The sequence below is a fragment of the Actinomadura geliboluensis genome (genome assembly GCF_005889745.1).
Lineage (GTDB): Bacteria > Actinomycetota > Actinomycetes > Streptosporangiales > Streptosporangiaceae > Spirillospora > Spirillospora geliboluensis.
Genome location: NZ_VCKZ01000093.1, coordinates 1 through 23,651, shown reverse-complemented (window position 1 = coordinate 23,651; position 23,651 = coordinate 1). Strand labels below are relative to the sequence as shown.

Annotated in this window: 23 protein-coding genes; 5 read left to right on the top strand and 18 right to left on the bottom strand. The window is 75.4% G+C overall.

The genetic code is table 11. From position 1 onward, the window contains the following. Positions 1-1,374 (bottom strand): (2,3-dihydroxybenzoyl)adenylate synthase (locus tag ETD96_RS15120; RefSeq protein WP_138636975.1); only part of this gene is annotated, 1,374 nt, incomplete at its 3' end. Between the two features lie 2 nt (positions 1,375-1,376). Beyond that, positions 1,377-1,784, bottom strand: a complete 408-nt coding sequence (gene panD, locus ETD96_RS15115; RefSeq protein ID WP_138636974.1) for an aspartate 1-decarboxylase — start codon at positions 1,782-1,784, stop codon at positions 1,377-1,379. 77 nt (positions 1,785-1,861) lie between these two features. On the opposite strand from panD, the gene entS reads away from it, so the two are divergent. Continuing rightward, positions 1,862-3,106, top strand: coding sequence for an enterobactin transporter EntS (gene entS, locus ETD96_RS15110; protein WP_138636973.1), 1,245 nt, complete (start codon positions 1,862-1,864; stop codon positions 3,104-3,106). Here entS and ETD96_RS15105 read toward each other — a convergent pair whose 3' ends face one another. The 13 genes from ETD96_RS15105 to ETD96_RS15050 form a co-directional block, all read right to left on the bottom strand. Continuing rightward, positions 3,107-6,523 carry a non-ribosomal peptide synthetase gene (locus ETD96_RS15105; RefSeq protein ID WP_138636972.1) on the bottom strand — a complete coding sequence of 1,139 codons (3,417 nt, stop codon included), beginning with the start codon at positions 6,521-6,523 and terminating at the stop codon, positions 3,107-3,109. A 36-nt stretch (positions 6,524-6,559) separates the two neighbouring features. Then, a complete protein-coding gene (locus ETD96_RS15100) occupies positions 6,560-7,363 on the bottom strand; it encodes an ABC transporter ATP-binding protein (RefSeq protein WP_138636971.1) in 804 nt (267 codons plus the stop codon). Then, positions 7,360-8,385 carry a FecCD family ABC transporter permease gene (locus ETD96_RS15095; RefSeq protein ID WP_138636970.1) on the bottom strand — a complete coding sequence of 342 codons (1,026 nt, stop codon included), beginning with the start codon at positions 8,383-8,385 and terminating at the stop codon, positions 7,360-7,362. Before ETD96_RS15095 ends, ETD96_RS15100 begins: the two co-directional genes overlap by 4 nt. Further along, positions 8,382-9,431 (bottom strand): FecCD family ABC transporter permease, encoded by a 1,050-nt coding sequence (locus ETD96_RS15090; RefSeq protein ID WP_205719271.1) that lies wholly within the window; start codon positions 9,429-9,431, stop codon positions 8,382-8,384. The genes ETD96_RS15095 and ETD96_RS15090 overlap by 4 nt, the downstream gene beginning before the upstream one ends. Positions 9,432-9,521: 90 nt before the next feature. Next, positions 9,522-9,692 (bottom strand): hypothetical protein, encoded by a 171-nt coding sequence (locus ETD96_RS44760; protein WP_171069036.1) that lies wholly within the window; start codon positions 9,690-9,692, stop codon positions 9,522-9,524. Continuing rightward, positions 9,689-10,708 (bottom strand): aromatic ring-hydroxylating oxygenase subunit alpha, encoded by a 1,020-nt coding sequence (locus ETD96_RS15085; protein WP_138636969.1) that lies wholly within the window; start codon positions 10,706-10,708, stop codon positions 9,689-9,691. Before ETD96_RS15085 ends, ETD96_RS44760 begins: the two co-directional genes overlap by 4 nt. Positions 10,709-10,800: 92 nt before the next feature. Further along, positions 10,801-11,619, bottom strand: coding sequence for an IclR family transcriptional regulator (locus ETD96_RS15080; RefSeq protein ID WP_138636968.1), 819 nt, complete (start codon positions 11,617-11,619; stop codon positions 10,801-10,803). Continuing rightward, positions 11,616-13,121: an acyl-CoA synthetase gene (locus tag ETD96_RS15075; RefSeq protein ID WP_138636967.1), complete on the bottom strand. Its 1,506-nt coding sequence runs from the start codon at positions 13,119-13,121 to the stop codon at positions 11,616-11,618. Before ETD96_RS15075 ends, ETD96_RS15080 begins: the two co-directional genes overlap by 4 nt. A 5-nt stretch (positions 13,122-13,126) precedes the next feature. After that, on the bottom strand, positions 13,127-14,170 hold the full coding sequence (locus ETD96_RS15070; RefSeq protein WP_138636966.1) for a branched-chain amino acid ABC transporter permease: 1,044 nt from the start codon (positions 14,168-14,170) through the stop codon (positions 13,127-13,129). Beyond that, complete coding sequence (locus ETD96_RS15065; RefSeq protein ID WP_138636965.1) at positions 14,167-15,030, bottom strand: branched-chain amino acid ABC transporter permease; 864 nt, start codon at positions 15,028-15,030, stop codon at positions 14,167-14,169. Before ETD96_RS15065 ends, ETD96_RS15070 begins: the two co-directional genes overlap by 4 nt. Then, the gene (locus ETD96_RS15060; protein ID WP_240807669.1) at positions 15,027-15,722 is read right to left on the bottom strand and encodes an ABC transporter ATP-binding protein; all 696 of its coding nucleotides are present in this window, start codon (positions 15,720-15,722) and stop codon (positions 15,027-15,029) included. The genes ETD96_RS15065 and ETD96_RS15060 overlap by 4 nt, the downstream gene beginning before the upstream one ends. Further along, positions 15,719-16,486, bottom strand: coding sequence for an ABC transporter ATP-binding protein (locus ETD96_RS15055; RefSeq protein WP_138636964.1), 768 nt, complete (start codon positions 16,484-16,486; stop codon positions 15,719-15,721). Before ETD96_RS15055 ends, ETD96_RS15060 begins: the two co-directional genes overlap by 4 nt. Next, a complete protein-coding gene (locus tag ETD96_RS15050; RefSeq protein ID WP_138636963.1) occupies positions 16,483-17,667 on the bottom strand; it encodes an ABC transporter substrate-binding protein in 1,185 nt (394 codons plus the stop codon). Before ETD96_RS15050 ends, ETD96_RS15055 begins: the two co-directional genes overlap by 4 nt. 122 nt (positions 17,668-17,789) lie before the next feature. On the opposite strand from ETD96_RS15050, the gene ETD96_RS15045 reads away from it, so the two are divergent. The 4 genes from ETD96_RS15045 to ETD96_RS15030 all read left to right on the top strand — a co-directional run bounded on the left by ETD96_RS15045 (position 17,790) and on the right by ETD96_RS15030 (position 20,233). Further along, the gene (locus ETD96_RS15045) at positions 17,790-18,680 is read left to right on the top strand and encodes a PaaX family transcriptional regulator (RefSeq protein WP_205719270.1); all 891 of its coding nucleotides are present in this window, start codon (positions 17,790-17,792) and stop codon (positions 18,678-18,680) included. A 55-nt stretch (positions 18,681-18,735) separates the two neighbouring features. Continuing rightward, a complete protein-coding gene (locus ETD96_RS15040) occupies positions 18,736-19,131 on the top strand; it encodes an STAS domain-containing protein (protein ID WP_138636962.1) in 396 nt (131 codons plus the stop codon). A gap of 65 nt (positions 19,132-19,196) precedes the next feature. After that, on the top strand, positions 19,197-19,592 hold the full coding sequence (locus ETD96_RS15035; protein ID WP_205719269.1) for an oxygenase MpaB family protein: 396 nt from the start codon (positions 19,197-19,199) through the stop codon (positions 19,590-19,592). Next, positions 19,589-20,233 carry a TetR/AcrR family transcriptional regulator gene (locus ETD96_RS15030; protein ID WP_138636961.1) on the top strand — a complete coding sequence of 215 codons (645 nt, stop codon included), beginning with the start codon at positions 19,589-19,591 and terminating at the stop codon, positions 20,231-20,233. Before ETD96_RS15035 ends, ETD96_RS15030 begins: the two co-directional genes overlap by 4 nt. Here ETD96_RS15030 and ETD96_RS15025 read toward each other — a convergent pair. The 3 genes from ETD96_RS15025 to ETD96_RS15015 form a co-directional block, all read right to left on the bottom strand. After that, a complete protein-coding gene (locus ETD96_RS15025) occupies positions 20,230-21,987 on the bottom strand; it encodes a sensor histidine kinase (protein WP_138636960.1) in 1,758 nt (585 codons plus the stop codon). The two genes, ETD96_RS15030 and ETD96_RS15025, sit on opposite strands and share 4 nt — an antisense overlap. A 271-nt stretch (positions 21,988-22,258) precedes the next feature. Then, a complete protein-coding gene (locus ETD96_RS15020; protein WP_138636959.1) occupies positions 22,259-22,933 on the bottom strand; it encodes a response regulator transcription factor in 675 nt (224 codons plus the stop codon). Continuing rightward, positions 22,924-23,651 (bottom strand): sensor histidine kinase (locus tag ETD96_RS15015; RefSeq protein WP_240807667.1); only part of this gene is annotated, 728 nt, incomplete at its 5' end. The genes ETD96_RS15015 and ETD96_RS15020, both read right to left, overlap by 10 nt.

The window sequence follows — 23,651 nt, the reverse complement described above, 5'->3', positions numbered from 1 at the left end:
CATCATGGGGTCGGGGATGCCCACCACGGCGGCGTCGTGGACGGCGGGGTGGGCGAGGAGGTGGTTCTCCAGTTCCTCGGCGGAGACCTTGTCGCCGCCCCGGTTGATCTGGTCCTTCTCGCGGCCCTCGACGATCAGGTGGCCGGACGGGAGCCGCCGGACGAGGTCGCCGGTCCGGTAGTAGCCGTCCGGGGTGAAGGAGCGGGCGTTGTGCTCGGGGGCGCGGTAATAGCCGCGCAGGGTGTACGGGCCCCGGGTCAGCAGTTCGCCGACCTCGCCGGGGGCCACCTGCTTGCCGTCCTCGTCGACGATCCGGATCTCGTCGGCGGGTGAGAGCGGGCGGCCCTGGGTCCGTTCGACGAGGTCGGCCGGGTCGTCCAGGCGCGTGTAGTTGAGGAGGCCCTCGGCCATGCCGAAGACCTGCTGGACCTGGCAGCCGAGGGTGCCCGGCACGTCGGCGGCGCGTTCGGCGGCGAGCTTCGCGCCGCCGACCTGGAGGAGTTCGAGGGACGAGATGTCCTCCTCCTGCCAGGACACCGCGTCCAGCCAGAGGAGCGCGATCGGGGGGACGACCGCGCAGACCGTGGCGCGCTCGCGTTCGATGAGGGGGAACGCCTCGTCGGGCGAGCCGGACGGGGACAGGACGACCGTGCCGCCGGTGGCGAAGACGCCGAGGATGCCGGGGCAGGCCAGGGCGAAGTTGTGCGCGGCGGGCAGGACGACCAGGTAGACGGTGGCCGGGGTGAAGCCGCAGACTTCGGCGCTGGCCTCCAGGTTGTAGACGTAGTCGCGGTGCGTCCGGGGGATCAGCTTCGGCAGGCCCGTCGTGCCGCCGGAGAGCAGGAAGACGCCGACGTCGGACGGGGACGGCGGCGTGGACTCGACGGGGTCGGCGTCCACCGACGCGAGCGGGGTGAACTCCGCCGCGTCGCCGTCCACGATCACGTGGTCCACGGGGAGGGTGCGGGCCATGGCGCGGTAGTCGAAGTCGCCGTCGCGGTCGGCGCAGATGTAGGCGCGGGCCTCCGACAGCTCGCACAGGTAGCGGATCTCGCTCTCGCGGTGGGCGGGCAGGGCCAGGACGGGCGCCGCGCCGATGCGGACGAGGGCGAGGAAGGTGACGACGAAGGCGGTCGTGTTCGGGAGTTGGACGACGACGCGGTCGCCGCGGCCGATGCCGAGGGCCAGGTACCCGGCGGCGGCGCGGGCGGCGCGGGCGTCCAGTTCGGCGTAGGTGAGGCGGTCGGCGCCGGCGACGAGGGCCGTCCGGGACGGCTCGCCGCGCAGGACGTCGCCGAGGAGGCGGTCCGTCCAGTGGCCGTCGGCGGTGTAGCGGGCTTCGAGGTCGGCGGGCCAGGGGGTGAAGCCGTCCATGCTCACCGCCCGGCCAGCTGGGCGGGGGCGCCGGGGACCGGCTCGGCCGGGTCGGAGCCGAGGGCGACGATGCGGTTGGCGGCGTCGACGTGGACGACGCGGGGCTCGTGGCGGTCCCGGGCCGACTCCTCCACGGACGCGTAGGTGATGATGATGACCATGTCGCCGGGCTGGACCTGGCGTGCGGCGGCGCCGTTGACGCCGATGACGCCGCTGCCCGCCTCGCCGGTGATGGCGTAGGTGACGAGACGGGAGCCGTTGGTGATGTCGACGACGTGGACCTGCTCGCCCTCGACGATGTCGGCCGCGGCCATGAGGTCCGCGTCGATCGTCAGGGAGCCCACGTAGTGCAGATCCGCCTGGGTGACGGTCGCGCGGTGGATCTTTCCGTTCATCAGCGTCCGCTGCACCGGTTCGTCCTCTTCTCCACGATCAACTAAGGCTAGGCTTACCTTAGCTACTCCCCCGGCAGAGGAGAACCCCGAGGATGCTCCGGCGACTGGCCATGGACATCAGTCCGCTGCGCGACAGCAGGCCGTTCCGCAACGTGTTCATCGCCCGCACGGTCTCGGTCTTCGGGATCGGGATGCTGGCCGTCGCCCTGCCCGTCCAGGTGTACGACCTGACGGGCTCGACCGTGCACGTCGGCGGGGTGTCGGCGGCGGAGGGGTTCGCGCTGCTCGCCGGGTTCCTGTGGGGCGGCGTGCTCGCCGACAAGGACGACCGGCGGCGGCTCATGCTGCGCGCCCGGACGGCCGCCGGGATCGGGTTCGTGCTGCTGGCGCTGAACGCGTTCCTGCCGTCCCCGTCGCTCGCCGCCCTCTACGTGCTGGCCGCGTGGGACGGCCTGATGACCGGCATCAGCGTCACCGCGCTGCTCGCCGCGGCGCCCGCGCTGGTGGCGGCGGACAAGCTCGTCGCGGCGGGCGCGCTGAACGCGCTGACCGTCCGGCTCGGGTCGATGGCCTCGCCCGCGCTCGGCGGCATCATCGTGTCGGCGTTCGGCGTCGGCTGGAACTACGCGGCGGCCGCGGCCGGCACCCTCGGCACGCTCGGGCTGCTCACCACGCTGCCGGTGCTCAAGCCCGAGACCGCGGAGCCGCCGGGCAACCCGCTGAAGGCCGTCGGGGACGGGTTCCGGTTCGTCGCGTCCCACCGGGTCGTGGGGTCGCTGATGCTCCTCGGGCTGCTGTTCATGGTCGCGGGCGGCATCCCCGTGCTGATGCCCGCGTTCGCGGAGCGGAGCCTGGACGGCGGCGCCACCACGGTCGGGCTGCTGTTCGCCGCGCCCGCGTGCGGGGCCGTGCTCGCGTCGGTGACGAGCGGCTGGGCGGGGTCGGCGCGGGCGCCGGGGCTGGCGCTGCTCGTCGCGTCCGTGACCGGGTTCGCGGCGCTGGCGTGCCTCGGCCTGGCCCGCCATCCGGCGCTCGCCGTCGCGATCTTGTTCGCGTACGGGTTCGTCCAGTCGATCGAGGAGATCCTGCGGTACGGGCTGATCCAGTCGCACACGCCCGACTCGCATCTGGGACGCGTCAACGCGCTCTGGGCGGCGCAGGAGACCGGCGGCGGCGCGATCGGGTCGCTGGGGGCCGGGGCCCTCGGCCGGTACCTCGCGCCGGGCGCCGCCATCGTCCTGTACGGGACGGTCAGCGCCGTCCTCGCGCTGGCGCTGGCGCTGACCCTGACCGGGCTCCGGACGGCGACGATGCGCCCGGAGCCCGAACCCGGCTGATCAGCCGAGGCGCGCGGCGAGCTCCTCCTCGGTCATCGCCTCGACCTCCAGCCAGATCGCGGCGACGGCCTCCAGGCGGCCCGGCTCGTCCTCCAGCTCGGTGAAGCGGCGGCAGACGCGCGCGACGGTCCGCTCGGCGAACAGCACCCGGACCGGCAGCGCGGTCGTGTCGAGCGCCTCCCGCAGCCGCGCGACCACCGTGGTCGCGAGGACGGAGTCGCCGCCGAGCGCGAAGAAGTCGGCGTCCGCGCCGACGCGCTCCTCCCCCAGCACCTCGGCGACGATCCGGGCCAGCACCTTCTCCAGCGGCGTCGCCGGCTCGGCGTAGGGCGCCTCGCCCTTCTCGGCGGCGGCGAGCGCGGTGAGGGCCTTGCGGTCGACCTTGCCGTTCGCGGTGAGCGGCAGCTCGTCCACGCGGACGAGCCGTTCCGGCACCATGTGCGGCGGGAGGAGGCCGCGGGCGTGCTCCAGCACCTCGTCGAGGTCGCCGGACGCCACGACGGCGGCGGCCAGCCGCCCGCCGGCGAGGAGCGCGACGGCGCGGCCGACCGCGGGGTGGTCCTGCAGCGCGGCCTCGACCTCGCCGAGTTCGATGCGGAAGCCGCGCACCTTGACCTGGTGGTCGCGGCGGCCGAGGAACTCGATGGCGCCGTCCGGGCGGTAGCGGGCCAGGTCGCCCGTCCGGTACCAGCGGGCGCCCTCGTGGACGACGAACCGGTCGGCGGTGCGCTCCGGGTCGCCCGTGTAGCCGTCCGCGACGCCCGCGCCGCCGATCCACAGCTCGCCCGCGACCCAGTCGGGGCGGTCGCGGCCGAGCTCGTCCACGACCCGGCACGCGACGCCGCGCAGCGGCACCCCGTACGGGACGGCGTGCCAGTCGGCCGGCACCTCCCCCGCGACCTCCTGCACCGTGGAGTGGATCGCGGTCTCCGTCGTCCCGCCGAGCGCGACGAACCGGCAGCGCGGCGCGCGCTCCGCCAGCAGCGCGGGCAGGTGCGCACCGACCCAGTCGCCGCCCAGCAGGACGAGCCGCAGGCTCTCGGGGCGGCCCGCGTGCAGCAGCATCTCCAGCACGGACGGGACGCAGTTCAGCACGGTCACCGACCAGCGGCGCACCAGGTCGGCCCAGCGGGCGGCGTCGCGCCGCTCGTCCTCGTCGGGCAGGACGACCGCGCCGCCCGCCGACCAGGCCGCGAACAGGTCGAACACCGACAGGTCGAAGTCGAGCGCGGAGATCGCGAAGGTGACGTCGTCCTCCCCGATCGCGAACCGCTCGACCAGGTCGCCGATGGTGTTCATGGCCGCGCCGTGCGGCACCTCGACGCCCTTCGGCTCGCCGGTCGAGCCCGAGGTGAACAGCACGTAGGCGACCTGGTCGGGACGGACGGCCACCGGCTCCGGCAGCGGCTCGGCGTCGGCGGGCCGGCCGGCGGGCACCGTGCCGCCGACGCCGACGCCGACGCCGGCCTCGGACTCGCCGGCGGGGACCAGGGACGCGGCGACGGCGGCGCTCGCGCGGATCTTCGCGCGGCGGGCGGCCGGCTGCTCGGGGCCGATCGGGACGTACGCGGCACCGGCCGCGAGCACGCCGAGGGCGGCGGTGACCTGCGCGGGGCTCTTCGGCAGCTCGACCGAGACGCGGTCGCCCGGACGCACACCGGCGGCGACGAGCGCGGCCGCGATGCGCAGTGCGCGGACTGCCAGTTCGCCGTAGGTAAGGGTGCCGTCGTCGCCCCAGTGCAGGGCCGGGGCGTCCGGGCGGCGGCGGGCGTGCTCGAAGAAGCCCTCGGTGAGCGTGCGCGGCGGCGGGGCGGGGGTCGCGTTCAGCGCCTGCCGCACGCGGAGCTGGGACGCGGGAGCCGCGACGCCGAGCGGCGCCGACCAGTCGGCGTCCGCCGCGCCCAGCCGGGCGATCGCGTCGGTGTAGGCGGCGAACATCGCCTCGGCGACGCCGTCCGGGAACGCCGGGACGCGCACGTCCCAGTTCAGCAGCAGGCCGCCGGACACCTCGGTGACCTGCGCGTCCAGCAGCACCTGCGGGCCCTGCGAGATGATCCACTCCGGCTCGCCGAAGTGCTCGCGGACGCGCTCGCCGAACAGCTCCCCGAGGTTCAGCGCGCTGGTGTAGACGATCGGCGCGAGGACCTGCTCGCCGCGCCGCCGCGACAGGTCGCGCAGCACCTCGAGGCCCGAGTAGTCGCTGTGCGCGCCCGCCGTGTGCAGGTTCGCCTGGAGCCCGCGCGCCCGCTCGACGAACGGGAGGTCCTCGCGGAGGTCGGCTTCGAGCATGATGGAGCCGGTGAAGTCGCCGACGACCGCGTCCACGTCCGGGTGGACGGGCTCGCGGTGGAACAGCGGCAGGTTCAGCAGGAAGCGCGGCGTCGCCGACCAGGCCCCGATGACCTCGGCGAACACGGCCGCCAGCGCCATCGCCGGGGTGACGCCCTCGGCGTGGGCGCGCGCGATGAGGCGGGCCTTGTCGTCCGGCGCCAGCCAGTGGTGCCTGCGCTCGACGCGGTCGCCCGGCTCCGGGACGACGGGCAGCTCGGGCGGGCCGGGGAGGTCGGCGAGGCGCTCGGCCCACCACGTGCGGTCCTGCTCGCGCGCGGCGGCGCGCGGGTCGTCGGCGAGGTAGCGGGCGTAGCCGTACCGGATCGGCGCGAGCGCCTCGCCCTCGTAGAGCGCGGCGAGGTCGGCGAGCATGACGCGGTAGCTCATCGCGTCGGCGGCGACCATGTCGACGTCCAGGTGGAGGCGGGCGGTGCCGCCGGGGAGCAGGCTGAGGCGGGCGTCGAAGACGCGGCCGTCCTCGATCGGGAGGCGCTGCCGCGACATCTCGGCCCGGATCCGCGCGAGCTCGGCGTCCGGCTCGTCCGCCGACCGCAGGTCGTGGACGGTCACGGCGGGCCCGGGGCGCTCCGGCAGGATCCGCTGCGTGCCGTCGTCGGACACGGCGACGCGCAGCATCGGGTGCCGCGCGGCCAGGCCGCGGACGGCGTCCTCGAACCGGGCGGGGTCGATGGCGCGGCCGTCGAGCTCGACGTACAGGTGGGCGGCGACGGAGCCGAGCGACTGGCCGGAGTCGCGGCCGATCCAGTACGCGTGCTGCATGAGGGCGAGGGGGAAGGGCTCGTCCGGCTCGATGTCGGCCTGCTCCACCACGGGCGGTCCGGCGGCGGGCGGCCCGGCCGCCGGCTCCACCTGGCCCTTCGCGGCGAGCAGCTCCCACCATTCGGCGAGCGTGGGGCGCTCGGCCAGTTCGGCGAAGCGGACCTCGATGCCGCCGCGGCGCAGCCGGCCGGTCAGCCGCATCAGCCGGATCGAGTCCATCCCGAGCTCGATGAGGTTGTCGTCGGCTCCCGCGTCCTCGCCCAGCACGTCGGTCAGCGCGGTGTGCAGCTCTTCCCAGGTCAGCACGGAACCCCTCTCAAAATTAGGTAAGGCTAACCTAATTCAGGGGGTTTCGGCCGTCAACGCCCGCCGCCGCCCGGCCGGGACGATCAGCGGCGTCTCGGTCTCCGGGTCCGGGATGACGCGGCACGGGAGCCCGAACACCCGCTCCACCAGACCGGCCGTCACGATCTCGGCGGGCGGCCCCTCGGCGAGCACCTCGCCGTCCCGCATCGCGATCAGGTGGGTGGCGTAGCGGCAGGCGTGGTTGAGGTCGTGCAGCACCGCGACGAGCGTGCGGCCCTCCTCGTGGAGGCGCGCGCACAGGTCGAGGACTTCGATCTGGTGGGCGATGTCCAGGTACGTCGTCGGCTCGTCCAGCAGCAGGATGCCGGTCTGCTGGGCCAGGACGAGCGCGAGCCACACCCGCTGGCGCTGCCCGCCGGACAGCTCGTCCACCACCCGGTCGGCGAGGTCGGTGACGCCGACCGCGTCCATCACCTCGGCGACGACCGCCTCGTCCTCCCGCGACCACTGGCGCAGCAGGCTCTGGTGCGGGTAGCGGCCGCGGGCGACGAGGTCGCGGGCCGTGATGCCCTCCGGGGTGAGCGGCGACTGCGGCAGCAGCCCGAGCCGCCGCGCGAGCCGCTTCGGCGGCAGCGCCGCGATCGGCTCGCCGTCCAGGTAGACCGTGCCGGCGCGGGGGCGCAGCAGCCGGGCGAGGGCGCGCAGCAGCGTCGACTTCCCGCACGCGTTCGGCCCGACGATGACGGTGAACGACCCGTCCGGGATCTCCACGCCGAGCCCTTCGGCGACGACGCGCTTCTCGTAGGCGAGCGTGAGGTCCTCCGCGCGCAGCCGGGTCATGTCGTCCCCTTCCGTCCGGTGGTGGACAGCAGCCAGGCCAGGTACACGCCGCCGAGGACGCCGGTGACGACGCCCACCGGCACCGCGACCGGCAGGTGCAGCGAGATGAGGTCGCTGCAGGCGAGCAGCGCGGCGCCCGTCAGCGCGGCGGGCAGCAACTGCGCGCCGGGGCGGCGGGTCAGCCGGCGGGCGAGCTGCGGCGCGGCGAGCGCCACGAACGGGACGGGCCCGGCCGCCGCCGTCGCCGCCGCGACGAGGCCGACCCCCGCGACCGTGAGCAGCGCGCGGGTCCGCTGGACGGGCACGCCGAGCGCCTGCGCCGCGTCGTCGCCCAGCTCCCCCATGCCGAGCGGGCGGGCGAGCAGCAGCGCCGCCGGGACGAGCACCGCCAGCGCGAGCGCCAGCGGGACGGCCTGGTCCCAGTCGCGCCCGTTGAGGCTGCCGGTGAGCCAGAACGCGGCCTCGTACGCCTCGCGCAGCTCGGCGCGGGTGATGAGGTAGGAGTTGAACGCCTCCAGCATCGCCGCCGCCGCGACGCCGATCAGCACCAGCCGGACGCCGTGCACGCCGCCGCCGGGCCGGTAGGCGACCAGGTAGACGGCCAGGGCGGTGACCACCGCGCCGGCGACCGACGAGACAGTGATGGCGACGGCGCCGCCGCCGAAGACGAGGATCTGCAGCAGCGCGCCGGTCGCCGAGCCGGTGGTGAAGCCGATGAGGTCGGGGCTGCCGAGCGGGTTGCGGGAGATGCTCTGGAAGATCGCGCCGCTGAGCCCGAGCGCGAGCCCGGCGAGCAGCCCGGTGACGGCGCGCGGCAGCCGCAGCGTCCGGACGATGAACTCGGTGGCGCGGTCGCCGTGCCCGACGACGGCGCGGACCACGTCCGGCGGCGAGATCGGGAACTCCCCCGATCCGACGACGAGGACGGCCGCGCAGGCCGCGACCGCCGCCAGCACCCCGCACACCGCCGCCGCCCGCGGCTCCCACCGCAGCGACACGCCGCCCGCGCGCAGCACTCTCATAGGTCGCGCGTCCTCCCCCGCCGGACCATCACCGCGAACAGCGGCGCCCCGAGGAACGCGGTGACGATGCCGGTCTCCAGTTCGCCGGGCGCGACGACCCGGCCGATGATGTCGGCGCCGAGCAGCAGCACGGGCGCGAGCAGCAGCGAGTACGGCAGCACGAGCCGCTGGTCGGGGCCGGCCGCGGCGCGGACGATGAACGGGACGGCGAGCCCGAGGAACCAGATCGGCCCGGCCGCGGCCGTCGCCGACCCGCACAGCAGCACCACGGCGAGCGCGCCGAGCGCCCGCGTCCGGCCGGGCCGGGAGCCGAGGGCGCGGCCCGCCTCGTCGCCCATGCCGAGGGCGTTCAGCGGGCGGGCGAGCAGCAGCGCCAGGACCGCTCCCGCCAGCACGAACGGCAGCACGCGGTAGAACACCGCGAGCTCCCGCCCGCCGAGCGAGCCGACCTGCCAGAACCGGAAGCCGTTGAAGTTGGCCGGGGTGAACAGCATGACCCCGGCGGTCATCGCGCTGAACACGGCGTTGAGGGCGGCGCCGGCGAGCACCAGCCGCGCGGGCGACGCGCCGCCCCGCCCCCGCGCGCCGATCATGTAGACGAGGACCGCCGCGCCCGCCGCGCCGGCGAACGCCGCCCACACGTAGACGAGCGGGTCGCCGGCGTCGGCGAGGCCGATGACGAGCACGACCGCGAAGGCGGCGCCGCCGTTCACGCCGAGCAGCCCCGGCTCGGCGAGCGGGTTGCGGGTGAGCGCCTGCATCACCGCGCCGGCGAGGCCGAGCGCCGCGCCGACGGCGATGCCGAGCAGCGTGCGGGGCAGCCGCAGCTCGTGGACGATCAGCTCCGCCCGCGACCCGTCGTCCGGGCCGAACACGCCCGGCAGGACCCGCCCGAGCGGGACGTCCCCGGCGCCGATCGCGAGGCTCGCCACCACCGTCGCGAGGAGCACGGCCGCGAGCAGGGGCAGCCAGATCCGGTGGGCGCCGCGCCGCCCGCCTCGCTTCGCCGGGGATCGCGGCGGGCCGGTTCGCGCGGGGGACAGCACGGTATGAGGCTAGCCTAAGCTAACTATCCCGGTGAAGGCGGCTCGTCGGAGAATGTGGCGGCCCCGGCGACGACGCCGCAAGGGGGCAGGTCAGGGCGCGGGGTGGTCCGGGTGCGCGAGGAGCCACGCCCAGATCTCGATCGGGTCCTCGGCGGTGTGCTGCGCGCCGCAGTGGCAGATTCCGGTGAGGGTGTCGGAGCCCGGCGACCACTCCACCCGCAGCCGGCCCGCCGCGGGGCCCGCGCCCCGGGCCGCGCTCATCGGGCCGTCTGCCGCGCCAGGATGCGGCGGGCGGCCAGGCCGCCGGTGTCGATGTTGATGGACAGCTCCTGGTAGCCCTCCGGCTCGGACGCGATGACCTTCTCCAGGATGTTCAGCGCCTCCACGTCCTGGAGGACGACCGTGCGGTTGCTGTCGGCCAGGAACTCCGACACCTTCTCGTCGTCCAGGGCGAAGTCGCGGGCGACCAGCCAGAAGTCGTGCGTGCTCGTCTCCGTCTCGGGCGTGATGGCGTAGCCGACCTCGACGTGGAACGCGCGGGAGTCGTCGCCGTCGGGGCCCGGCTCCACGCCGGTCGGCGCGATGCGGCTGTGCAGGAGGTAGAGGCACGGCGGGTGGTACTCGATGTCCTGCCAGCGGTCGATGCGCCCCTCGATGCCCGTCGACTCGGAGTAGAACGGCGGGCACTCCACGTCCTTCATGCGGCGGCTCACGTAGACGATGCCCGCCTCCTCGTCGACCTCCGTGTTGATCGGGGTCTGCGCCACCTCCGGCGTGCCGATGTAGCCGGCGTGCAGGTAGGTCTCGTGGGACAGGTCGAGGAGGTTGTCGACGAGCAGCCCGTAGCGGGCGGCGAGCGGCTCCATCCCGCGGACGGTCGTGTACTCCGGCGAGTCGAACCACGCGGCGCGCGGGATCGCGGACGCGTCGCCCTCGCCGTCGCCGATCCAGACCCAGATGAACGAGTCCTGCTCGACGACCTGGTAGGCGCGGACGCGGGCGGTGCGCGGGACGCGGGCCTGCCCCGGCACCGCGACGCACACGCCGTCGGGCGCGTAGGTGAAGCCGTGGTAGCCGCAGACGATCCGGTCGCCGTCCCGGTTGCTCTCCGACAGCGGGAAGCGGCGGTGCACGCAGCGGTCGGCGAGCGCGACCGCCTCCCCCGCCCGCGTCCGGTACAGGACGAGGGGCTCGCCGCAGATCGTCCGGGCGAGCAGGCCGTCGCCGACCTCCCGGCCGTAGGCGGCCACGTACCACTGGTTGCGTGCGAAGACCATGGGTCGCTCCTCCGTGGATGGCAGGGTCACGACGACCATCGCGGCGGGCGGGTGACCCGGGCCACACCGATTCCGTCCAGCGGAAGAACAGGTCAGCGGTTGTGCAGCGCGGTCTCCGGCGGGCGCAGGGCGCGGGGCGCGCCGAGCGCGCGGGAGATGCCGCGGGCGCTCGCGCGCACGACGGGGATCAGCGCCCGCGCGTCCCACCCGTCGGACGGCACGACGATCGCGACGGCCGCCACGACGGTGTCGTCCGGGCCGTAGACGGGCGCGCCGACCGACAGGGCGAACGTCTCCACCTGGCCGTCGCTGATGGCGACGCCCGCGCGGCGGACCTCGGCGAGGACGCGGCGCAGCTCCGCGCCGGTGCCGATCGTCCGGTCGGTGAAGCGGCGCAGCGGCGCGGCGATGGCGCGCTCCTGCAGCGCGGGGTCGGCGTGCGCGAGCAGCGCGAGGCCGACGCCCGTCGCGTGGGCGGGCCACCGCCCGCCGACGCGGGAGAGGACGTGCACGGCGTCGCGGGCGGAGATCCGCTCGATGTAGACGACGTCGAGGCCGTCCAGGACGGCGAGGTGGACGTTCTCGTGCGTCGCCTCGTACAGGTCCTCCAGGAACGGCATCGCGGCGGCGCGCAGCGCGGGGCCGCGGGGCGCGAGCGCGGCGACCTCGAACAGCCGCAGCCCGATCCGGTACAGCCCGGCTGCGTCGCGTTCGAGCGCGCCCCAGCACGCCAGCTCGCCGACCAGCCGGTGCGCGGTGGACAGCGGCAGGCCCGCGCGCCGGCTGATCTGGGTGATGGTGAGCGCGTCGCGCTCGGCGGAGAACGCCTCCAGGATGTCCAGCACGCGGCTGGTGACCGTCGGCCGGCCGCCGCCGGCCGGGGGCCGCGCGCTCCCGCCGCCCGCCGTCATGGGTCGCCGTACTCCTCCCGCAGCCGCGCCTTCAGGATCTTCCCGGCGGCGTTGCGCGGAAGCTCCGCGGCGACGACCGCCGACTTGGGGATCTTGTAGCGGGCCAGTCTGCCGGACAGCGACGCGATCACCTCCGCCGGGCTCACCTCGGCGCCGGGGCGCGGGACGAGCACGGCGCGGCACGCCTCGCCCCAGGCGGCGTCCGGGACGCCGATGACCGCGCACTCCGCAACGCCGGGGTTGGCGGCGAGGATCGCGTGCTCGACCTCCGCCGGGTACACGTTCTCGCCGCCGGAGATGATCATGTCCTTGATGCGGTCGACGATGTAGACGTAGCCGTCCGCGTCGAGGCGGGCGGCGTCGCCGCTGTGGAACCAGCCGTCGCGGAGCACGGCGGCGGTGTCGGCGGGCCGCCCCCAGTAGCCGCTCATGACGTGCGGGCCCTGCACGACGACCTCGCCGGTCTCGCCGGGCGCCGCGTCCGCCATGCCGGGGCCGACCACGCGCACGTCGCTGAAGAAGTGCGGTACCCCGGCCGACCCGGCCTTCGGCACCGCGTGCTCGGCGTCCAGGAACAGCACGCCGGGCGCGGCCTCCGTCATGCCGTAGCCCTGGAGGAACGTCAGCCCCCGCCGCTGGTAGGTCTCGATGAGGGACGGCGGCACCGGCGCGCCCCCGCAGGTCAGGATGCGCAGTGAGGACAGGTCGGCGGCCTCCCAGCCGGGTTCGCGGGCGACGCGCTCGAACATCGTCGGCACCCCGAACATGAACGTGACCCGGTGCTCCTCGACGAGGGAGAGCGTCGCGGCCGGGTCGAACGCGGCGACGAGCACGCACGCGCCGCCCTTGAGCAGCACCGGCAGCGTGAGCATGTTGAGCCCGGCGGTGTGGAACAGCGGCGCCGACACGAGCGCCACCTCGCCCGCGACCAGGTCGTGGTCGATCAGGACGTTGATCGCGTTCCAGGTGATGTTGCCGTGGGTGAGCGTCGCGCCCTTGGCCCGGCCGGTCGTCCCCGACGTGTACATGATCATGCAGGGGTCGCCGAGCGCGACGGGCAGGTCCAGGGGGTCGCCGTCCGCGCCGGCGAGGAGGTCCTCGTACCCGCCGCCGAGCGCGACGCGCTCCCGCACCGGGCCGCCGCCGGGGAGCCCTTCGACCAGCTCCGCGTGCGACGGCGCGTGGACGAGCACGGACGCGCCCGAGTCGTCCAGCTGGTAGGCGATCTCGGGGCCGGCGAGCCGGGTGTTGAGCGGGACGAAGATCCCGCCGAGCATCCCGGTCGCGAACAGCGCCTCCAGGAACGACGGGTGGTTCGGGCCGAGGTAGGCGACCCGGTCGCCGGGCCGGACGCCGAGCCCGCGCAGCGCGCGGGCGAGGCGCGCGACCCGGTCGAGCAGGCCGGCGTAGGTGAGCGCGGTCCCCTCGTGGACGAGGGCGGTCGCCCGCGGGGTCTTGCGGGCGCGGCGCGCGGGCCACGACCCGAGTCCTTCGTTGCGCATGCGCGTCACCCCTCCGTCGGTTTCGAGGCCGTGCGGCGATCCCACCACGCGGCGGCGGACGGCACGAGCCCCTTCGGCAGGAACAGCACGACCGCGATGAGCAGCAGCCCGTAGACCGCGTAGGACAGCACGGCGGGCGCCGACGCGGGCATCCCCTCGCGGGTGCCGATGTCGTTGAGCAGCTGGAGCAGCAGGGTGATGGCGGTGGCCCCGGCGAGCGCGCCCCAGATCGTCCCGGCGCCGCCGACGACGACCATCACGACGTACTCGAACGACAGCAGGACGGGGAACGAGCCGGGCGCGACGTAGCCGATGTAGAAGGCGTAGACGCCGCCCGCGAGCCCGGCGAACGCGGCCGACAGGCTGAACACCGCCTGCTTGTAGGCGGCGACCGGCACGCCGGAGGAGGCGGCGGCGACCTCGCTGGTCGCGAGCGCCCGCAGCCCGCGCCCCGGCCGTGACGCCACGATGTGCCGGGTGACCAGCACGACCAGTCCGAGCGCGGCGAGGGCCAGGTAGGCATAGGAGACCTCGCTCGCGAACTCGTACCCGGCGATCCGGAGCCTCGGCACGCCCTGCAGGCCGATGTCGCCGCCCGTCCACTCCTGCCGTCCGACGAGGCTGAGCAGGATCAGCTGGATGGCGAGCGTCGCGAACGCGAGCTGGTGGCCGCGCAGCCGCAGCAGCGGGACGCCGACGAGCGCGGCGCACGCCGCGGCGGCGGCCGGGGCGAGCAGCAGCCCGAGCCAGGTCGGCAGGCCGTGCGTCGCGGTCAGCGCCGCCGTGTACCCGCCGATCATGGTGAAGGACGCCTGGCCGAGCGACACCTGCCCGGCGTACCCCATCAGCATCGACAGCCCGACGACGACGGTCGCGGCCAGCAGGAGCAGGACGTACACCGAGACCTGCGTCGCGGGCAGCACCACCGGGGCGAGCAGCGCGGCGGCGGCGACGGCCGCCGCGGCGAGCGCGCCCGGGCCGGGCCGCCGCCGGGACGCGGGCGCGGCGGCCCCGGCCGCCGGCCGGTTCTTGCGGACGGACACGCTCATCGGGCGGCCTCCTCCTGCAGCGCGGTCCTCCGCGAGGCCCGCACCATCATGATCGCCAGCATCAGCGCCAGCGCGACGACGGTCTGGTAGGACGCCTCGCCGTAGCCCGCGACCATCGCCTCGGCGACGCCGAGCGTCAGCGCGCCGGCGAGCGCGACGACCGGGCGGTTCAGGCCGCCGAGCACCGCCGCCGCGAACCCGTTGGTGATCAGCAGGACGTCGCTGTTGTAGGAGATGGGCTGCAGCGGGGTGAGCAGCACCCCGGCGAGGCCGCCGAGCATCCCGCCGAGCGCGAACGCGAGCAGGCCCATCTTCAGCGGGTCGATGCCGAGGGTGCGCGCCGCGTACGGGTTGGACGCGCACGCGCTCAGCGCCTTGCCCGGGTAGGTGCGGCCGAAGAACAGCGCGAGCAGCGCGAACACGGCGGCGGCGACCCCGATGACGAGGAACGACTGCTGCTGGACGTGCGCGCCGAACACGGTGACGGCGCCGCGCAGCCCGGCGTGCGAGCGCGGGTTGTCGCCCCAGATCATGATCTCCACCGCGTAGGCGAGGAAGCCGACCCCGAGCGTGACGATCAGCGCCGACTGCGGGGACGTCCCGCGCTTGCCGGTGGCGGCGGCCCCGACCGCGAGCCCGACCAGGCCCGCCACCGCGACGGCGGCGGCCTCGGCGGCGCCGTGCGGCAGCCCGGCCGCCAGCAGGGACCCGGCCGCCATCCCGCCGACGACGGCGAACATGCCCTGCGCGAAGTTCACCACCCGGGTCACCCGGTGGATCGCGACGAGGCCGCTCGCCAGCAGCGCGAAGCCGCAGCCGGTGGCGACCCCGGAGATGAGGTACTGCAGGAAGGCGCTCATGTCTCCCCCTCGGTGCCGCCGCGCCCGCCGAGGTAGGCGTCGGCGACGTCGGGACCCGCCGCGAGCTCGGCGGCGGTGCCCTCGGCGCGGACGCGGCCCGCCTCCAGGACGTAGCCGCGCCCGCACAGGTCCAGCGCCAGCCGCGCGTTCTGCTCGATCAGCAGGACGGCGAGGCCGCGCTCGGCGTTCAGCGCGCGCAGGTGCTCGGCGAGGTCGGCGGTGACGAGCGGGGCGAGGCCGAGGGACAGCTCGTCCACCACGATCGCGTCGGGCTCGGCCATCAGCGCCCGCCCGAACGCGACCATCTGCTGCTGCCCGCCCGACAGCGACCCGGCCCGCCGCCGGCGCAGGTCGGCGAGCTGCGGCAGCACCTCGTACACGCGCGCGGTGTCGCGCGCCCCCTTCGCGCGGCGGCGCCGCCACGCGCCGAGGACGAGGTTGTCCTCGACGGTCAGGTCGTCGAACATCTGCCGGCCCTCGGGGACGAGCGCGACCCGGCCGCGCAGGTCCACCCGTCCCGCCGCCGGGCGCAGCACGCCGAGGACCGCGTTGACGAGCGAGGTCTTGCCCGCCCCGTTCGGGCCGATGAGCGCGACCAGCTCCCCGGCCCGCACGGTCAGCCCGACCCGGTCGAGCGCGGTCGCCGTCCCGTACCGGACGACGAGGTCCTCCACCTCGATCACGGCGCTCACGCGGCTTCCTTCCCGAGGTAGGCCGCGATGACGGCGGGGTCGTCGCGGATCTCGGACGGGGTGCCCTCGGCGATGAGGCGGCCGAGGTCCAGGACGGCGACCCGGTCGGCGAGGCGGGAGACGAACGCGACGTCGTGCTCGACGAGCATCATCGTCAGCCCCTCCGCGCGCAGGCCCTCGATCAGCTGCGCGAGGGCCTCCCGCTCGGCGGCGCGCAGGCCGGACGCTGGCTCGTCCAGCAGCAGGAGCCGGGGGCGGGCGCACAGGGCCCGCGCCACCTGCAGCGACCGCTGCTGGCCGAGCGGCAGGACGTCGGCGGAGCGGTGCGCCCAGTCGCGCAGCCCGACCCGGTCGAGCGCGGCCAGGGCGTCCGCCCTGATCGCGGCCTCCTCGCGGCGGTGCGCGGGGAGCCGGAGCACGGCGGAGGCGAAGCCGTGCCGGGTGCGGGCGTGCGCGCCGACCATGACGTTCTCCAGCGCGGTCATGCCGTGGAAGAGCCGGGCGCCCTGGAACACGATCGCGACGCCGAGCCGGGCGCGGGCGTGCGGCGGCAGCCGGTCGATCCGGCGGCCCGCGTAGGACAGGGTGCCGTGGTCGGCGGCGAGATGGCCGCTGATCAGGTTGAACAGGGTGGACTTGCCCGCGCCGTTGGGGCCGATCACGGCGCGGGTCTCGCCCTCGGCGACCGCCATCGCCACGTCGCGGACGGCGTACACGCCGCCGAACGCGCGACCGACGGCGCCGATCTCCAGCAGGGTCGTCATCCGGCCGCCTTCGCGGTCTCGGCGAGCTGCTTCAGCGACCACTCGGTGGGGACGAGCTCGCCGTCCTTGACCTGGTTCATCGAGATGTCGGTGGGCTTCAGGCCGGAGTGGTCGGTCTTGGAGTAGGTGTACTGGCCGCACGGGGTGACGAGGGTGAGGCCCTCCAGCGCGTCCCGGATCTTCTCCCGGTCGGTGCCGGCCTTGTCGATCGCGGCGGCGAGCAGCTTGACGCCGGCGTAGCCGTCCATCGCGAACTGCGGGGGCTCGTAGCCGTACTTCTGCTTGAACGGCACGGACATCTCCTGCACGGACTGCTTGAGCTTCCCGTCCGGCAGGTGCTCGCCGACGACGCCGATCGCGGACTGGACGTACACGCCCTCGGCGGCCTTGCCGACCGGGTCGAGCCACAGCTTGCTGGCCTGCGAGCCGGTCATGTAGAGCGGCAGCTTCAGCCCGGACGAGGGGTACTGCTTGGCCAGCGTGACGCCGGGCGCGCCGCTCGCCCACGCGACCAGGGCCTGCGCGCCGGAGTCGCGGACGTGGGTGAACAGCGGGCTGAAGTCGGACGCCGTCGTCTCGTAGGTCTCCTCCTTGACGATCTGGACGCCGTACTGGCCCGCGTACTCCTTCATGCCCGCGAACCCGGCCTTGGCGTAGGCGCTCTTGGTGTCGTACGCGACCGCGACCTTGGTGATCTGGTGCGCCTTGAAGTACCCGAGCATCGCCTGCGCGTAGGTCGAGGAGATCGCCGGGACGACGAAGGTGTACTTGCGGACCGGGTCGACCTGCTCGTCGGCGGGGGCCAGCGAGATGTAGGGGATCCGCTCGCGCTCGGCGAGCGGCTCCACGGCGAGGCCGACGTTGGAGAACGTCGAGCCGATGATCGCGGTGACCTTCTCGGACTTCAGCTTGTTGAAGTGCAGCACGCCCTGGTCCGGTGCCGTCTTGTCGTCGAGGGTGATCAGTTCGATCTTCCGGCCGTCGATGCCGCCGGCGCCGTTGAGCTGCTCGACGGCGAGCTCCACGGTCTTCTTCGCCTCGCCGCCGAGCGGCGCGTAGTTGCCGGTCAGCGACTCGATGAAGCCGATCTTGAGGGTGGATCCGGCGCCGGACCCACCGCCCGAGCCGCACGCGGCGGCGGCGAGGACGGTGGCGGCGAGAAGGGGGACGAGTTTGCGCACTGGGACCTCCCGGGGTGGGCGTGCCCCGAAGTTAGGCGTATTCTTCACGGCAGTCAATGATTTGCCCAACATCAGCGTGACGGCGGTCACCGCGACCCCGCCGCCGTCGTTACGCTGGCGGGATGACGGGAGCCGAACGGTTGAGTGCACAGAGCGCGGCCGGGCCAGTGCCGTCCGACGAGCCGTCCCCGAGGCTCCGGCCTCAGTCGCTGATGCTGACCTACCTCGGCAACTACGTGCTGGGACGCGACATCGCCGTGTTCTCCGGCAGCTTCATCGACACCTTCGCCCGGCTCGGCGTGGGCGAGCACGCCGTCCGCTCGACGCTGACCCGGATGGTCGGCCGGGGCCTGCTGGCGCGGCACCGCGAGGGCCGCCGCATGCACTTCGGGCTCACCCCGCGCTCGGAGGGGATCCTGCACGACGGCGAGGACCGCGTCTGGCGGCGCGGCGTGCTCAACACCGACTGGGACGGCAGCTGGACCGTCCTCGCGTTCTCCATGCCCGAGTCGTGGCAGCGCGTCCGGCACGACCTGCGCGCCCGGCTGACCTGGGCCGGGTTCGGGTCGCTCGGCAACGGCACCTGGATCGCCCCGTCCCGGGTGGACGTCCGGCCGATCGTCGCCGGGCTCAACCTGAACGGGCATCTGAAGGTGTTCGCCGGCCCGGCCGAGGAGCCGACGGACGTCCCGCACATGCTCCGCGAGGCGTTCGACCTCGACGGCCTCGCCCAGGGCTACCGCGCGTTCCTGGACCGCTGGGACCGCGCCGACCCGCTCCCGCACGCCCCCGACGACCTCGCCCGCTACCTGTGGATGACCACCGAGTGGCTGCAGCTCGTGCGCGCCGACCCGCGGCTGCCGGTCGAGCACCTGCCCGCCGGGTGGCCCGCGGTCCGCGGCCAGCAGGTGCTGCTGGAGCTGCGGGACCGCTACGAGGGCACCGCGCGGCGCCTCGCCGACGCCGCGATCGAGTACGTGCCGGTGGGCCGGCCGGGCGGCGCGACTGCATGATCCGCGCTCTCGCGGGTACTTTCGCGTGCCCGGGGATCGACGGAAGGTGATCAGCATGTCTCTCGGGGCCGGTGACACCTCGGACCACGCCGCGGCCGACGCGCTGCACGTCCGCAGCGAGCTCCGCGGCCCCTGCCTGCTCGTGGAGGCGGACGGGGAGCTCACCATCCTCACGGCCGAGCGGCTGCGCGAGCACGTCCTCGCCGAGATGCGGGAGGTGCCGTCGCCGCCGCGGGTCGTCCTGGACGCCGGCGGGGTCGGGTTCTGCGACTCCTCCGGCCTCAACGCGCTCATCATCATCTGGAAGGCCGCGCACCGGGCCGGCGGCGAGTTCGTGCTGGCCGACCTGGACCGCCGCTTCCGGACGATCATCGAGCGCAGCGGCCTGGACCGGCACCTCGTCGCGCACCCGACCGCCGAGCAGGCCCTCGACGCGCTCGCCGCGGACTAGCCCGCCCGCCGCCCCCGGCATACGATGATACGGATTTCGTATTGTCGTCTCACGAGCGAGGGCCCATGCCACACCTCGACACTCCCGCCGGCCCTCCGACCGACTCCGCCGCCCCGGCGGCCCGTCCCGCCGGCGCGATCCCCGGCCGGGCCGAGACGGACCGGCTCCGCGAGATCCACAAGGGCATCAAGGGCGTGGACGCCGCAGGGCGCCGCTACCACCCGCTGAACCCCGAGGCGTACCTGTGGGTGCACGCGACCCTGTACCACGGCATGGTCGACCCAGTGCGTCTTCGGCCGCCCCCTCGGCCCGGTCAAGGAGGCGGCGCTGCTCGGCGAGTGGCGCGACCTCGCGCCGGCCCTCGGCATCACCGACCGCCACCTCCCGCGCTCCCCCGTCGCCCTCCGCGCCATGCGCCGGGCCCGGCGGGCGGGCGGCGGCTAGAGTCGGCCGCACGATGACCACCGACGACGAACTCCTGCGCAGCCTCCTCACCGAGGGGCCGCGGAGCGAGCCCCAGACCGACCGGATCCTCGACGCCGCCCTGCGCTCCTTCGAGACCTACGGCCCGCGCCGCACCACGATGGACGACGTCGCCCGCGAGTCCGGGCTCGGCCGCGCCACCATCTACCGGCGCTTCCCCACCAAGGGCGACCTCGTCACCGGCGTCCTGCTGCGGGAGGCGCGGCGCTTCTTCGCCGAGCTGGACGAGGCGGTCGCCGCGCTGCCCACCCTGGAGGAGCGCCTCGTCGAGGGGTTCGCCGTCACGCTGCGGATCAGCCGCGAGCAGCGGCTGATCACCCGCCTGATGGTCGTCGAGCCCGAGCTGATCCTGCCGCACTCCACGGTCAAGGCGGGCCCGCTGCTCGCCGCCGCCCGCGGCTACCTCGCCGGCCGGCTGCGCACGGCGCAGCGCCTCGGCGCCGCGCCCGCCGGCGTCGACCCCGAGCTCGTCGCCGAGATCCTGGTGCGCCTCACCCACTCCCTCGTCCTCACCCCCGAGGGCCACATCCCGCTCGACGACGAGGGCGCCCGCGCCTTCGCCCGCCACTACCTGCTGCCCATCGTCCAGACGTCCCCGGCCGGCGGGGACGGCGGCTAACCCGGCAGCGGGAGGGTGATCGTCAGGGTGGTGCCGGCGCCCGGCGGGCTCTCCAGGGCGACCTCGCCGCGCAGGGCGCGGACGCGGTCGGTCAGGCCGGCGAGGCCGCCGCGCGGGACCGGGGCCGCACCGCCCGCTCCGTCGTCGCGGACCTCGGCCACGACCTCGCCCGCGGCGGCGCGGACGGTCACCTCGACCGCGTCCGCCCGGGCGTGCTTCACGGCGTTGGCGAGGGCCTCGCAGAGCGCGAAGTAGAGGGTCGTCTCGACCTCCGGCGGGAACCGCGCGGCGGGCAGGTCGAGCCGGACGGGCACGGCGGCGCGGGCCGCGACCAGCTCCATGGCCGGGGCCAGCCCGGCGTCGGCGAGGATCGCCGGGTGCACGCCGCGGGCCAGGCCGTCCAGCTCGGCGACGGCCTCGGCGAGCTCGCGGCGGCAGCCTTGGGCCTGCTCGCGGGCCGCCGGATCCGCCGCGGCGCCCTCCAGCCGGGCGAGGGTCTCCTCCAGGGCGCCGAGCCGGGCGCGGGCGCTGCGCTGCAGGTCCGCGGCGAGCCGCTCGCGCTCGGCGGCCTGGACCCGGACGAGGCGCTCCTGCGCGTCCCGGGCCTGTTCGAGCGCGGCGCGCGCGGCGGCCTGCAGCCGGACGGTCTCCAGCGCCCGGCCGCCCGCGGTCAGCGCCGCCTCGACGAGCGTCCCGTGGTCGCGCAGCGCGGCGGCGAGGTCGACGGTGGCGAGGGGCTCCCCGCCCGAGGTGCGGACCTCGTGCCGCCAGCGCCCCGGGCCCGGCCCGTGCGGCGCGCCCGGCCGCCGGCCGTCCACGCCGACGTAGCCGCCGTCCGCCCACAGCCACAGGTCGAGGGCGGCGTCGCCGAGGACGCCGCGCAGGGCGTCGCGGACCTTCTCCACCGACACGGGCGCGGTGAGGCGGTGCATCCGCTCGGCCACGGTCAGCTCCGCCAGCCGGGCGCGCAGCGCGGCGAACAGGAAGACGATCGGCAGCGTCGTCGCGCAGAAGCCCTGCAGGAAGTAGACGCCGAGGACGTCGTCGAGCGTGACCGCGGTGCCGAGCAGGGCGCCCTGGACGGCCAGGGCGGCGCTGACGCCGACCGTCACGGCCGCCGCGACCGGGACGGTGAACGCCCGGTCCAGCCGCCCGGTCCGCGGCACCCGCGCGAGGAGGATGACCACCAGCGCCCCGGCGAGCGCGGCCATCGCGACCGTCACCGCGCGCTGCGCGCAGCGGAACACCTCCTCGTCGGGCCGGACCGACGGCCACACCGCGGAGGCGGCGAAGCCGTTCCACTCGGGCCGCGACACCGCGCACAGCAGCGCCTGCCCGCCGACCATGACCAGCACGGCCGCGGCCGTCCACAGCCGGGCGGGGGCGCCCGCCGGGCGGCGGCCCGGGTAGATGACGACGCCGACGCCGATCGCGACGAAGAACACCGACTGCGCGAACACCGACACGAGCGGCGCCGCGCCGCCGTTCCAGGCCGCCGACCAGGTCGCGGCCCACGCCGCGGCGGCGACCACGAACGCCGCGCCGGTGCGGCGCCCGAGCCGGCCGGCGGCGAGCAGGCCGCCCGCGGCGGCGAACCCGCCGCAGCACGCCAGCGTCACCGCGGCCTCGGCGGGACGCCCGCGCCAGTACGGCCAGCCGCACGCCAGCGCGGCCGCCGCGATCACCGTGCCCGCGCCGAGGGCGCGGCGGACCCGCGCGCCCAGCCACAGCGGCCAGCGGGGGACGGCCCTCACCGCGTTCCTTCCGTGTCGTCCCGGGGAACCACCGTCCGGGATTGGGGTTTTCCCGGATGTGCGGGACGGGCGGCACCGGGAGCATGGGGGCGGGCCGGAGGCCGCGCCCCGGCACGGCCCGCGGCGCGCCCGGTGGCGTGCGGGGGCCACCACCGGGTCACCCGGTGCGACCCGGTTCCCGCGGCCAGTTTTCCGCACCGCGCACGGCGAGCGGGAGGCTCCGTTACCCGATCGATGCGCGCCCGCGGCGGCCGCCCGCGGCCGCTTCCGGTCAGCGGGTCTCCGCGGCCCGCAGCCAGGTGAGGACGGCCAGCACCCGCTTGTTGCTGTCCTGCGGGCCCGCCGCCCCGCCCGACGAGGCGATCTTCAGCTTGGTGAAGATCGCCCGCACGTGGTCCTCCACGGTCCGCGCCGACAGGTGCAGCCGCTTGCCGATCCCCGCGTTGGAGTGCCCCTCCGCCATCAGCGCCAGGACCTCCCGCTCCCGGCCCGACAGCCGGGACATCTCCGCCTCGCGGTGCCGCGCCTCGACGAGCCTGCTCACCACGTCCGGGTCGATGACGACCTCGCCGCGCATCACCCGCTCCAGCGCCGAGCGCAGGCTGTCCACGTCGGTGACGTGGTCCTTCAGCAGGTAGCCGACGCCGCGCGGCCGGTCGCGGAACAGCTCCATCGCCTGCGGGGTCTCGTTGAACGCCGACAGCACGAGGACGCCGATGCCCGGATGGCGCTCCAGCAGCCGGCGGGCCGCGACGACCCCCTCGCTGGTGAACGTCGGCGGCATGTGCAGGTCGACGATCACCACGTCGGGCGGGTCGCCGGCGACGCGGGCGAGCAGCTCCTCGCCCGAGCCCGCGGACGCCACCACCTCGATGCCGACCGTGGTGAGCAGGGTGACCAGCGCCTGCCGGAAGATCCCGCTGTCCTCCGCCACGGCTACTCGCATGGCACGTCCATCCTCACCGTCGTGCCCTCGCCGGGGCCGCCGCCGACTTCCACCTCGCCGCGCAGCGCCCCGATCCGGCCGGACAGCCCGGCGAGGTCGGCGGCGGGATCGCCGGGCCCGCCGCCGTCGCAGGTCAGCTCCGCGGCCACCCGGCCGTCCGCATGGCCCACCCGGACGTGCACCCGCGTGGCGTGCGCGCGGTCCACAGCGTACGACAGCGTCTCGCACAGCACGGAGTAAAGCGTGGACTCGATCTCGCGGGAGAACCGGCGCTCGGTGACGTCGAGCTCGACGCGCACGCCGACCCGCTCGGCGACGACCTCCAGCGCCGGCCCGATGCCGTCCTGGACCAGCAGCGCGGGCCGCACCTCGCGGGCCAGCTCGCGCAGCTCGGCGAGGGCCGCCACCAGCTGCTCGCGGCACGTGCGCGCGTGCTCCTTCACCACCGGGTCGCCCGTGACGGCCTCCAGCGTGCCGAGCATCGCGCCGAGCGCGAGGAGCCGCTGCTGCGCGCCGTCGTGCAGGTCGCGGGCGAGGCGCTCGCGCTCGGCGGTCTCGGCCCGGACGAGGCGGCGGTAGGCGGCGCGGACCTGCTCCAGGCCCGCGTGCACGCTCGCCTGCAGCCGCGCGGTCTCCAGCGCCCGGCCGCCCGCGGCGAGCGCGGCCTCGACCAGCGAGCCGTGGTCGCGCAGCGCGGCGCCGAGCTCCACGACCTGTC